Source organism: Arthrobacter sp. Z4-13, from assembly GCF_054792705.1.
The window spans coordinates 1,762,461-1,774,848 of the sequence record NZ_CP096459.1; the positions used below are offsets into that span (position 1 = coordinate 1,762,461).

Annotated in this window: 10 protein-coding genes; all 10 read right to left on the reverse strand. The window is 63.9% G+C overall.

Annotated elements, in window-relative coordinates; all coding sequences use genetic code 11:
- Nucleotides 1-234 precede the first annotated feature (234 nt).
- A complete protein-coding gene (locus tag M1E07_RS09800) occupies nucleotides 235-1,788 on the reverse strand; it encodes a glycoside hydrolase family 32 protein (RefSeq protein WP_461190018.1) in 1,554 nt (517 codons plus the stop codon).
- A complete protein-coding gene (locus M1E07_RS09805; RefSeq protein WP_461190019.1) occupies nucleotides 1,785-2,879 on the reverse strand; it encodes an ATP-binding cassette domain-containing protein in 1,095 nt (364 codons plus the stop codon). The genes M1E07_RS09800 and M1E07_RS09805 overlap by 4 nt, the downstream gene beginning before the upstream one ends.
- Nucleotides 2,876-3,838, reverse strand: coding sequence for an ABC transporter ATP-binding protein (locus M1E07_RS09810; protein WP_461190020.1), 963 nt, complete (start codon nucleotides 3,836-3,838; stop codon nucleotides 2,876-2,878). The genes M1E07_RS09805 and M1E07_RS09810 overlap by 4 nt, the downstream gene beginning before the upstream one ends.
- Nucleotides 3,835-4,773 (reverse strand): ABC transporter permease, encoded by a 939-nt coding sequence (locus M1E07_RS09815; protein WP_461190021.1) that lies wholly within the window; start codon nucleotides 4,771-4,773, stop codon nucleotides 3,835-3,837. The genes M1E07_RS09810 and M1E07_RS09815 overlap by 4 nt, the downstream gene beginning before the upstream one ends.
- Before the next feature lie 12 nt (nucleotides 4,774-4,785).
- Nucleotides 4,786-5,763: an ABC transporter permease gene (locus tag M1E07_RS09820; RefSeq protein ID WP_461190022.1), complete on the reverse strand. Its 978-nt coding sequence runs from the start codon at nucleotides 5,761-5,763 to the stop codon at nucleotides 4,786-4,788.
- Between the two features lie 194 nt (nucleotides 5,764-5,957).
- A complete protein-coding gene (locus M1E07_RS09825) occupies nucleotides 5,958-7,634 on the reverse strand; it encodes an ABC transporter substrate-binding protein (protein WP_461190023.1) in 1,677 nt (558 codons plus the stop codon).
- Between the two features lie 78 nt (nucleotides 7,635-7,712).
- Nucleotides 7,713-8,783, reverse strand: a complete 1,071-nt coding sequence (locus M1E07_RS09830) for a LacI family DNA-binding transcriptional regulator (RefSeq protein ID WP_461190024.1) — start codon at nucleotides 8,781-8,783, stop codon at nucleotides 7,713-7,715.
- A 161-nt stretch (nucleotides 8,784-8,944) separates the two neighbouring features.
- On the reverse strand, nucleotides 8,945-9,901 hold the full coding sequence (locus M1E07_RS09835) for a carbohydrate kinase family protein (RefSeq protein WP_461190025.1): 957 nt from the start codon (nucleotides 9,899-9,901) through the stop codon (nucleotides 8,945-8,947).
- Nucleotides 9,902-9,928: 27 nt separating this feature from the next.
- The gene (locus M1E07_RS09840; RefSeq protein ID WP_461190026.1) at nucleotides 9,929-11,446 is read right to left on the reverse strand and encodes a glycoside hydrolase family 32 protein; all 1,518 of its coding nucleotides are present in this window, start codon (nucleotides 11,444-11,446) and stop codon (nucleotides 9,929-9,931) included.
- A 23-nt stretch (nucleotides 11,447-11,469) separates the two neighbouring features.
- Nucleotides 11,470-12,381 carry a carbohydrate ABC transporter permease gene (locus M1E07_RS09845; RefSeq protein WP_461190027.1) on the reverse strand — a complete coding sequence of 304 codons (912 nt, stop codon included), beginning with the start codon at nucleotides 12,379-12,381 and terminating at the stop codon, nucleotides 11,470-11,472.
- Nucleotides 12,382-12,388: the final 7 nt, after the last annotated feature.

Here is a 12,388-nt window from a genome sequence, read left to right on the forward strand (position 1 = left end):
CGTGATCCTTCTGAAATTGAGCCGCTTGATCCGGAATCAGATTTCTTTGTCGGTACGGCTGCGGCGGATTCGGCGAACGCTGCTGAAAGTGCGAGCGATCCGCTGAGTGCAACCACCCCGCTTCCAGCAAGGAGTGAACGACGGGAGACTGCGGGTGAATCCTGCATGAGTTCCTTCTTCTTGGGCAGCCTCGATGCTGCTATCTGAGTGCTTGTTTGATGTACTGCCCCCGGTTCAGGGAAAGAGGCTCCGGGTCCCCCCAGAGATTTCGGCCATGGTCCATGCGTCGACGGAGAGTATCTGCGCCGTGCCTTCGGCGGTAAGGCTGACGTGTTCCCCGCCCAGGGTGGGATAGACGCGGGCGGTGAGCGGCATTCCGTTGGCAAAAATTTCGACGGCGGACCGGTCCAGGATGACACGCAGGTGCACCCGACCTTCGGGCATGGCGACGGGTCCGGACTTGTCTTCCACATCAACGGTTGGATCGAGGCTGCTTCGGGTGCGGTCCAGGCGGAGCGTGCCATTGGTGCCGCCAGCCGTCCTGCGCAGCTCGATGATCGTTTCCTCGCCGGGGCTGCCGGAAGTGCCACTGTCGGTCGAGCCCAATACACCCAGTCGCAGCAGAGCGCCCGGTGCCAGTTGGAGGTCCAGTTCGAGGTCGAGTTGCTTGCCGGACAAGCCGATGTCCATGGGAACCGATGCGCCGGTCAACACCTGTGCGGGCCTACCGGCGTGGTCACGGCGCAGCTTTTTGATTTCCGGTACGGGCGCGAAGCGGAGAGTACCGTCGTCCGCCGTCGTGACGATTCGCGGCAGGCTCATGACCCCCGACCAGCCGGCCTCCACCATCGCGGCGTCACTTCGGCCTTCCTGCATCCAACCGAACATGACACGCCGGCCGGACTCATCCTGAAACGACTGCGGTGCGTAGAAGAACCGGCCTCCGTAGTCGAGTCGGTGCAGCGCCACGGGCTCGAAGGTATCCCCGGCGTATCGGCCGGTCCAGTACAGCGGGTGGCGGGTATCGCCGTCGTCCCAGGCGGAGAAGACCAGCACATCGGGCGAGCCGTCAGAAGGTGCAGATCCCAGGGAGCCCTGTCCCGCCCGGAACAGGTCCACGCATTCCCACATGGTCCCTGTCCAGTCAGTGTCCGCAGGATCACCATGCGAGGCGTCGCCGATGAACAACGGCCCGATGTAGTCCCACGAGCGCAGATCTGAGGACTCGTACAGGAACGCCGTGCCGCCGCGCTGACGAATGCCTGAACCCACCAACTGCCGCCACTTCGTTCCTTCACGCCATACGCAGTGATCGCGGTAGGCCGTTGTATCTACTCCAACCGGAGGGGCTGCGATCACGGGATTTCCGGGGTCCTTGGTCCAGCTCAGAAGGTCCGGGGATCCTACGGCGATGCAGGGCAGCTCCTTGCCCTCGAACCGCCCCGAGTACACCAAGGTGGGCGTGCCGCCGTCGTTCACCAAGACCCCCGACCAGCAGCCCTCGGCATCCGGTCCGGCGGACGGTTCCAATGCAATGGGCTGGTCGGTCCATGTGACGAGGTCGGTGCTGGTGGCGTGACCCCATTGGATGCGGTGGTGGAAGGCGCCCTCCGGATTGTACTGGTAGAAGAGGTGGTACGTGCCGTTCCATTGGCTGACGCCGTTGGGATCGTTGAGCCAACCGGCCGGCGACACGAAGTGGAAGCGTGGCCGGAGGGGGTCGGCCTCGGCGCGGGCTACCAACTCATTCTGGGGAACGGTTGCGAGCGGGTGGGTCAGCTCGGTCATGCGGAAGCCTCTTCCTGAGCGTTCGACGCCGGGCGGTTGGGTTGCGTCGGTTCGCCCGCCAGGGCATGGCCGGCGGCGGCGGCCCATGGCCGGTAGAGGTGGCAGCGCACCCAGTGGCGGTTTTCGGGGTCTCCAAGCTGATGTCGCACGGGTTCTTCGGCCGAACAGGCCTGGTTCGGGTCGCCGTCGAACGCGCAACTCGTCGAAGCCATGACCGCTTGTCGCAGTTGGGCCCGGCGGACGGGATCGTACGAGCCTGCCCGGGCGGGATCCGGGACAGCCGAAACCAGGAGTTGCGTGTAGGGGTGCGCGGGGTTTGACAGCAGGTCCAGGGACTCACCTTCCTCAACGAGTTCACCGGCGAACATGACTGCCGTCCGGTCCGCCAGGTATCGGGCCGACGCGAGGTCGTGTGTGATGTAGAGCATGGAGATGCCCTGCTCGTCGCGGAGCTTGCGCATCAGGTTCAGCACGCCGATCCGGACGGAAACATCCAGCATGGAGGTGGGCTCGTCGGCCAGGATGATTTGTGGTTCAACGGCGAGAGCCCGGGCAATCGCAACGCGCTGGCGCTGACCGCCGGAGAGTTCGTGCGGATAGGAGTTCAGCATGTCAGCCTGCAGGCCAACGGTGGTCATGAGTTCTTCGAGCCGCCGTTGGGTCTCCTCCTCGGAACCGCTACTTTTGCCGTGGATCGCCAATGAACGCCGCAGGAAATGCTCGATCCGGTGGGCCGGGTTCAATGAACCGAAGGGGTCCTGGAAGACCATCTGCAGTTGCGAGCGGAACGCACGGGACGCTTGGAAACGATCGCGTTTGAGGATGTCGACGCCGTCAATCAGGATCGCACCGGAGCTCGGCTTCTCAAGCCGGGCAACGCAGCGGGCCATGGTGCTCTTGCCGGAACCGGACTCTCCAACAAGCGCGACGATTTCGCCGCGGTTAATAGTCAGGTCCACCCCGTGCAGGGCACGGACTGACTCGCGGGAGAACAGCCCTCCAATGGGGAACGACTTACCCAGCCCACGAATTTCAAGGGTGGGGGTGCTGGTGGCGGACGCAGCCACCGGGGACGATAGGGAGTGGCTCATCGTGCGGCTCCTGCCAGGTCTGCTGAATCAATCACTGAAGCATCGGCGCCAAGCGGAGCCACGAAATGGCCGGGTGCTGCCTCGGTGAGGTCCGGGATATTCCGGAACTTCACGCCGTCGGGCAGTCCCGTCAACGGAACCCGCGGCCCGGTGAGCGGCGGGAACGCGCCCATCAGCGCCTGGGTGTAGGGGTGGCGGGGGTCGGCATAGACGTCCTGCGCCTTCGCGGTTTCCACGATCCTGCCGCCGTACATCACGGCCATGCGGTGCGAGAGTTCCACCATGAGCGACATGTCGTGCGTGATGAACAGGACGGAGAAGCCGAGCTCGCGCTGAAGATCCTTGATCTGCGCCATGATCTCCTGCTGCACCACCACGTCCAGGGCGGTGGTGGGTTCGTCGAGGATCAACAGCGACGGCTTGAGCGCCACCGCCATCGCTATCACTGCACGTTGACGCATTCCGCCGGAGAGCTGGTGCGGGTAGGACTTGAGGCGCGCGGGGTCGATCCGCACGAGTTCCAGCAGTTCACCGGCGCGCCGCAGGGATTCCTTGCGGGAGTAACCGGCGTGGGTAGTGAAGATGTCCACGATCTGTTCGCCGATGGTCAGCACCGGGTTGAGCGAGTTCATGGCTGACTGGAAGACCATGGCCACGTCCTGCCAGCGGAAGCGCCGCAACTCCTCCGGACTCATGGCCAGGACGTCCCTGCCGCCGAAGGAAATGCTGCCGCCCGCGATCTTCGCGGGATCCTTTAGGAGCCGCATGATCGAATTGGCGATGGTTGATTTCCCGCAGCCCGATTCCCCTGCGAGACCGAACACCTCACCGGTGCCGATGCTGAAGGAAACACGGTCCACGGCGGTGGTGGAGCGGGTGTCGCCGATGTACTTGACGGTGAGGTCCTTGACGTCCAGGACGGGTTCGTGGGAGCCGAAGGACACTTGGGAGATGGTCATTTGGAGGTGCTCCTTTCGGTGTCTTTCGGGGTTTTGATCTTCCGCAGCCGCGGGTTGGTGACCTCGTCCACGGCGTAGTTGATGAGGGCAAGGGCGAAGGCGACCAGCGCGATGCAGGCGCCCGAGGGCACGAACACCCACCAGCTGCCGGTCAGCAGGGCGCCTTCGTTGCCTGCCCAGAAGAGGTTGTTGCCCCAGGAGACCGTGCTGGCATCGCCCAGGCCCAGGAACTCCAGGCCCGCTTGGGCGCCGATGCCGTAGATAACGCAGGCCAACAGGGTGCCCATGACGATCGAGGCCATGTTGGGCAGGATTTCGCGGAACATGATCCGGCCGGCCCGTTCGCCGGACACCACGGCCGCGGCCACAAAGTCCTTGGAGCGGATGGACAGAGCCTGTGAGCGCAGGACGCGTGCTGAACCTGCCCAGCCGGTGACCACGAGGACAAGAATCACAGTGCCCAGCCCCGGAGGCAGGAACGCGGCCAGGATGACCAGCAGCGGCAGGCCGGGAAGGAGCAGGAAGACGTTGGTTACCAGGGACAGCGCTTCGTCGATGAACTTGCCGAAGTACGCCGAGGCAAGTCCCACCAGGATGCCGATGAAGGTGGACGCGAAGCTCACGGTGAGCCCCACGAACAGGGAACTCCGGGAGCCGTGGACGGTCAGTGCGAGCACGTCCTGTCCCTTCGCCGTAGTCCCCAGCCAGTGCTCGGTTGATGGTTCCAGGGAGGCCATGGCGGTGATCCGCGACGGGTCGCCGGGGAAAAGCACAGGCGCCAGCAGGGCCACTGCGATGAAGACGAGCATCACGGCCATGCCTGTCAGGGCCTTTTTGTTGGTGAGGAGGCCGTGGACGAAGCTGCGGTTGGGCTTGCGGGCAGCGGGGGCTTTGCCGGCCGTTGTGCCGGGTTGCTGCAGGATTGCGGTTGTCATGATCGTTTCCCCTTAGTTGCTGCGCACGCGCGGGTCGAGGCGGACGTAGAGAATGTCCACCAGGAAGTTGGCCAGCAGCACGGCGGCGGTGATGGTCAGGAACAGGCCCTGCATGAGCGGGTAGTCGAGGCCTTGGACGGCGTTGAGGAGTTGGTAGCCGACGCCGGGGTAGGCGAACACCACCTCGGTGAGCAGCGCACCCCCCACCACGAATCCCAGTCCCATGCCGAAGCTCGTGACTGAGGGGAGCATGGCGTTGCGCGCTGCGTAGCGGAGCATAATCCGGCCCGGGCGGAGTCCCTTGGCTTCGGCCATGGTGATGTAGTCCTCGGAGTTGGTGGCGATCATGGTGTTCCGCATGCCCAGCATCCAGCCGCCGATGGAGACCAGCACGATGGTCAGTGCCGGAAGCACCAGGTGGGCGCCGACGTCGCCGATGAACTCCCACGTGAACCCGGGCTCCAGGCCGGCGGTGAAGGCGTGCCGGATGGGGAACCAGTTCAGGACCACGCCGAACAGGTACAGGGCACCCATCGCGAGCCAGAAGTAGGGGAACGAGCCAATAAATACGAGCAGCGGCGGAAGTGCGGAGTCGACCGCGCCGCCGCGGCGCCAGGCCGCAAGGACGCCCAGCAGGTTACCCACGACGGCGGCAATCACCAGGGCGGTTCCACCGAGAAGGAGGGTCCAGCCGATCTGGGACGAAATGACCTCGGTGACCGGGGTGGGGAACCGGGAGATGGAGACGCCCATTTGCCCGGTGAAGACGTTGGTCATGTAGCCGATGTACTGCTCCCAGAGGGGCCGGTCATCGACACCCAGGAGCTTGCGCAGGGCCTCGATCTGTTCGGGCTGCATTCTGTCCTGCGAGCGGGCGAACATGCGGGAGACGGGGTCCCCGGGCATGAAGCGGGGGAGCAGGAAATTCAGGGTGATGGATGCCCAGAAGGCGATCAGGTAGAAACCCAGGCGGCGCAGGATGAAGCGCACGGTTTCCCTCCATTCGGGAATTACGGAAAGTTTGGGGGCTGGCCGCCGGAAGATCCGGCGGCCAGCTGTTGTGGGTGGGCCCACGCCGCCCGGGTTCCCTGGCCGAAGCGGAGCGGGGCCAGGGAGGCGGTGGTGGGCCCACGCCGCCCGGGTTTCCTGGCCGAAGCGGAGCGGGGCCAGGGAGGCGGTGGGGACTACTTGCGCGGTTCCAGCGTGGTCAGCACAAGAACCGTAGAAGGTGAGCGGACCGAAAGGGTCGCGTAGGGGTTGTCCTCGGTGGGCCAGCCGGTGAAGCGGGTGTCATTGAAGGCGCCCCACTCCGGACCGGAGAACAGCGGCACCAGCGGTGCGGCGTCGTCGTATTCTTCCTGCAGCTTGTTGGCGATGTCCTTTTGCTTGGACTCGTCGGCCTCTGCAGCGAACTCTGCCAGCAGGGCGTCGGCTGTGCTGTCGCCGAAGCGGTGGTAGTTGTCGAACGTCTTGGTGCCTACGGGCTTGACGGTCGCCGTGCCCATGGAGGAGTTGAAGTACTTGTACGGGCTGGGGTCGTTGGCGCTCCAGACGATGCCGGAGTCGAAGTCGCCCGTCTCATAGCCGGCAACCACGGCAGCCCAGTCCGGGGACTCCACCTTCGCCGTGACGCCGACCTCTGCCAGGTTTTGCGCGATTACGTTGGCCACGGACAGCCAGTCGGAAGAAGACGCTCCCACGGAGATCTTGAATTCGAACGGCTTGCCGTCCTTGAGCGTGCGCTTGCCGTCAGCACCCTTCGGGTAGCCTGCCTTATCCAGCAGCTCATTGGCCTTCTGGACGTCCAGCCTGGTCCAGGTGCAGTTCTCCTTGACCTCGTTGTTCTTCCAGGTCTCGTAGTTGCCGGACAGCCCGGTGCAGTCTGCAGGCTCGGCGTAGCCGCCCATGCCGATCGTGGTGACCTGCTCCCGGTCCACGGCCATGCTCAGGGCCTTGCGGACATCAACATCGTTGAAGGGGGCCTTGGTGGTGTTGAGCTGCCAGTTGATCATGGCGCCGGTGGCCGGGAACCAGTAGTGGCGGTGTTCCTTGTCCTTGGAAACGAACGTCTTTTCGATGTTCGGGATGTACTGCGGGGCCCAGTCCACGTCGCCGTTCGCGGCGGCGAGGTTGGCGCCGTCGTTCCCTGCAAAAGCGAGCATCTTGATACCGGCGATCTTCTGCTTGTCCGGCTGCCAGTAGTTGGGGTTCTTCTTCAGCACAAACGACTGGGCCTGGAAACTGTCAACCTCGGTGTAAGGGCCCGTGCCGACCGGCTTGGCATTGGCGTCCTTCTCCGGATCGGCAAGGGCGGACCATACGTGCTTGGGCAGGATGGTGAGGTGTCCGACGTCGTAGAGGGCCGGGGACCACGGCTTGTTGAAGGTGAAGGTCACTTTGTTGGTGCCTTCGGCGCTCACGGTGTCCAGGTACTCGAAGCCGCCCTTGATTTTCTTCTGGAGCTCGAAGGTGTAGGCGACGTCCTCGGCCACGAAGGGCTGGCCGTCGGACCACTTAACGCCGTCGCGCAGGGTGAAGGTGATGGACTTGCCGTCGTCGGCGGCTTCCCATTCAGTGGCCAGCCACGGCACCGTGTCACCCTTGGCTGGGTTGAAGATCAGCAGCGACTCGTAGATGGACTGCTGGACCATCGGGTTCACGGTGGGGGCGAACGGGTTGAAGTTCTGCACGAACGTGCCCATGTCCTCACGCGGAATGGTGAGGAAGGCGCTGGCGTTCGCTGCGGCGTCGGTGCCGGCAGCCTTGTTGCCGGTGGCTGCACAGCCGGTCAGCAGCAGTGCGCCTGCCGCCAGCCCGGCCGCCGTGATGCGGGCAGCCCTCAGGAATCGGGGTTGTGTCATGATGGTTATCTCTTTCCTATCTTCATCAGCAAGGTGAAGGGGTGGGGGAGGGGTTGCTCTTCGCTAGTGATTTCGCGGTCAGACCGAAGAGCGTTCTAGCAGCGGACAGCCGACTAATTGCTGGTCGGCAATTACCGGCTGTCCTGCTGTCAGAGCTGCGAGCGTCTGGACTCCCAGGGCGCCCATTTTTTCAAAGGGCAACGCAACCGTGGTCAGCTTGGGCCTGAGGTAGGCCGCAATCAGTTCCTGGTTGTCGAAGCCGATCACGGCGATGTCTCCGGGGATGGTCAGGCCCCGTTCCTTGATGGCGTCGTAGGCGCCCATCGCCATGCGGTCGTTGAGGCAGAACAGCGCGGTTGGCCTGCCTTCCTGTGGGTAGCGGTCCAGGATGCGGCACGCGGCCTCATAACCGCCGTCCGCTGTTGCGTATCCGGGCACCACGAGTTCCGGGTCCAGCTCGAGTCCGGAGTCGGCGAGTGCTTCGCGTGCACCCTCCAAACGCCCGATTGCTGCGGGAATGTCCGGATCCAGGTTGATGACTCCGATCCTGCGGTGGCCGGCCTGGAGTAAACGTTCGACGGCGACGCGGCCCCCGGCACGTTCGTCCGGGACAATCGAGGGCAGCTTCCCATCGGCGTCGAAGCAGTTGATCAGGACGGTGGGTACTTCCTTGGTGCTTTCCGGCACCTGCACGCCACGGTGGAACGTGGCTGCGTAGAGAAGCCCTTCCACGCGCTGCTCCAGCAATTTCTCGGTTGCGGCGTCCTCCATACCCTGGTTGCGTCCTACGGCATCGGCCTGGTCGGAGGGTGCGATGAGCAGGAACTTGCGGTCGAGCCAGGCTTGGTCTTGAGCACCCTTGATGATGTCGACGGCGAACGGTGCCGTCACGATCTCGGTGACAATCCCGTACCAGTCGCTGCGCTGGGATGCCAGCGCACGTGCTCCGGCGTTCGGGCGGTAGCCCAAGGCCTGGACAGCTTCGTTGATCCGAATGCGGGTTTCCTCGGAGATGCTGGCATTTTCGCGGTTGCTCAGTACGAACGAGACCGCGGTCCGGGAAACGCCGGCATGTTTGGCAACGTCATTCATGGTGACACCCCGTTGCCGTGCAGCCCCGGTATGGTTCGGGGTGGTGGTCTTCGCCATTGAATGCTCCGGAGTCGTCGGTGAAACTGCTGTATGTAACGCGCGTTACCTAAGCGCTGTGATAGAGGTTACGCGCGTTACTGAATCTCTGTCAAGGGTTATTTGTCTGGACGAAGTCACCGTATTGCCAACGTCCGGCGCAGGCACCTGGGAGGGCCCTGTTATGCGTGCAGCTGGAGCTGGAGCTGGTGCTGAAGCTGTGCGCGAAGTTCGTCTTCGGTCGGGGGCCGGGCACCGGCCCGGGATACGGTGATCGCGGCAGCAGTAGCAGCTGTGCGTCCGAGCTGGTCGAGGACGGATGGCGCCAGGCCGCCGGCTCCGCGGGTGATGAGTCCCAGGATCAGGGCTGACATGTAGGAGTCGCCGGCGCCGATGGTGTCCACCACAGGGGTCTTCACTGCAGGAATGGTGAGGGAGGTGGCGGGCGTCGCGAGCAATGACCCTGATGAGCCCTTGGTGATGACAGCCAGCTCCGCTCCCAAATTCAGGATGTGTGTTGCGGTCTCCTCCAAGGCCATTTTCGGGTAAAGCCATGTGGCATCCTCATCGCTGAGCTTTACGACCGTGCTGAGGTGTACCAGTTCCTCGAATGTATACCGTGCTTCCCCGTGGGTTCCGAGCAGGGCCGGCCTGATGTTGGGGTCGCAGGTGATGATGCATTCGCTGTGCAGTTCCTGGAGCATAGCTTTGACCCTGCCGGCGCCCGGTGAGAGGAAACTTGCGATCGAACCGGTGTGGACCACCTTCGGCGGAGGAAGTACAGGATCCAGGGGTTCCACGTCCCAGATGATGTCAAAGGCGTAGTTCGCCGAGCCGTCGGAGGCGATGGTGGCGGTCGCCGTCGACGTTCTCTCCAGTGAGCGGGAGCCGGGCAGGAGCGTCACGCCGGCGCAGGCGAGGTGTTCCGCAAGTGCATCACCACGGCGGTCGGCGCCGATGGAAGTGAGCAACCCGGTGCGCACTCCCAGACGGGCCAGACCGTAGGCGACGTTGGCCGGCGACCCGCCGGGATGCTCAGTTGTCCCCTCGGGTGTGGTGACGACGTCGATCAGGGCTTCGCCGATAACGACGACGTCCAACACCTGTCCGGGAGGGTCCGGCTTGCTGTTGCTGTGCATGTTTGTTGTTCCTTGCTTTGGTGCCGCCTACGCGAGCTGCGTGACCTGGAGGCTGGTAATGGTTGCCGCCCCGCCGATGGCGTAGACGGCGAGGTCGGTGCTGGTTTCGGCCGGGAAAATCAGTTCGGTCATGGTGACCCGGCCGTCTTGGGCGAACACTTCAATGGAGCAGCGGTCCACGAAGATGGTGAGGCTGTAGGAGCCCGCTGTTGCCCGGATGGGGGCAGTATCGATGGAGGGGAAGGAATCGTGGAAGTCTGTCTGCCCGGATTCCCGCCGGTCAACGAACAGTGTGCCTTCACGGGAGCGGATGCCTACGCGGGTTCCCATCACGCCGTCTCCACGCAGGATGAGGCCGAATTCCTCTGCGCTTCCGGGGGCGAAGCTAACGTCGATGCGCTGGACCGTGCCTTCCGCGCCCGCCAAGACCTGCACGCCGTCGTGAAGGGTGGTTTCGGAAAGGCAGGACGGGTCACGGCCAGCCAGGGCAGCCCAGTCGCCCGCGGGTTGCTGGACCAGGGACAGGCCGCCGTCGCTGGTCTGAAGAGTGATCTCACGGGCGAGGCTCATGGGGCTGCGCCAGGGGGTGGTGGGGATGTGGTTGGCGTATTCCCAGTTGTTCATCCAGCCGATCATGAGGCGGCGGTTGTCCGGGGCGTCGCTGAAGGAGACGGCGGCGTAGTAGTCCCGGCCCCAGTCCAGCCACTGGTATTCGCCCAGCCGGTCAGGGGCCTGAAGGCCTTCTGTGACGGTGCTGGCCGAGGTGAAGCTGGTCCCGTCGAAATCGCCGATGAAGTATTGGCCGGCCGAACCCTTGTTCGGTCCGCCTGGGTTGAGGTTGACGGTCAGGACCCACTTGAGGTTTTCCGGATCGCCGTCCACCGGCAGGGGAAACAGGTCGGGGCATTCCCAGACGCCGCCGGTGGCGTTCGCCGGGCCGAAGGTGCTCAGCAGGTCCCAATGCTTCAGGTCATCGGACTTGTAGAGCACCACCTGGAAGTCTTTGGCTTCGACGGCGACCATCACCCAGTAGCTGCCCCCATCGCCGTCGTATCTTATGACTTTAGGGTCGCGGAACTCGGCGGAGCCGCGGCTAAGCACTGGATTATCACTGTGCTTCGTCCAGGTGTAACCCCCATCCAGACTGTAGGCCAGCGATTGGGCCTGAATCCCCTCATGCTCGGAGCCCGGTTTGAAGGCGCTGGTGTAGATGGCCACGAGCGGTGCAACTGACCCGGTGCCGAAGCCGCTGGCGTTCGCACGGTCATAGACGATGCTGCCGGAGAAGATGTCTTCGTTCTCGTTACAGGCGATGGCGACGGGGTGTTCGGTCCAGGTCAGCAGGTCGGGGGAGGTGGCGTGGCCCCAGGACATGTTTCCCCAGACGTTGCCCAGCGGGTTGTTCTGGTAGTAGAGGTGATAGAGGCCGTCATGAAAAATCAGGCCGTTGGGGTCATTGAGCCAAGTGTTTTGGGCTGCGTAATGCAGGGCCGGGCGGTAGATGTCGGCAGTGGCCGTCGTGCTATTCGAGGTGAGTGTACCCATGAAGTTCCCTTTGAAAGTCTGTGTTATTTGCTCGCGCCGGCTGTGAGGCCTTCGCGCAGGGTGCGTTGGCCGAAGATAAAGACCACCAGCGCGGGCAGCATGGAAAGGATCACGCCGGCGAGGACCACGGATATGCTCCCGGTGCCGAGGTTGCCTTGGAGCGTGACCAGCCCGAGGGGAAGAGTGAAGTTCTGTTCGCTGATCGTGAGGATCAGCGGCCGGAAGAACTCGTTCCAGTGGAAGTTGAAGGCGAGGATCCCGACGATGGCCATGCCGGGGACCGCCAGCGGGACGTAAACGGAACGGAAGATCCGCCACGGTCCGGCTCCGTCCAGGGCGGCCGCTTCTGCGAAGTCGTTGGGCAGTCCCAGGAAGTATTGGCGCATTAGGAAGGTGCCGAAGGCTGTGGGAATGGCAGGCAGGATCAGGGCCAGCAGGGTATCGGAAAGTCCCATCCCGCGGATGAGCATGAACACCGGGACGATGGTGACCTGCACCGGGACCATCATGGTGGCCAGCACCAGCGAGAAGATTGCCTTCTTGCCGCGGAAGTCCAGGCGGGCGAAGGCGTAGCCGGCCAGAGTGGCGGAAGCCATCTGGCCAAGCGCGATCAGCCCGGTCACCAGCGCGCTGTTCAGGACCAGCAGGCTGACGTTGATCTGCTTGAACACCTCTTGGTAGGCGGTGAAGTCAGGGTTGATGGGCAGGAAGGATGGTGGCAGGTTGAAGGATTCCGACGGCGTTCGCAGCGAGGTGGATAAGGTCCAAAGGACCGGGCCGAGGGTCAGCGCCGCAGCCACGGCTAACGCGGCGTACCTGCCGACGGTTCCTGCAGCGGGCAGGCGACGGTTGCGGTAGGGCTTGTGGGTGGTTGGCGTGCCGGTGGTGGCACCGGAATGCTTGCCGGTCCCGGTCTGCAGGGTCTGGCTGGACATGAGGGAC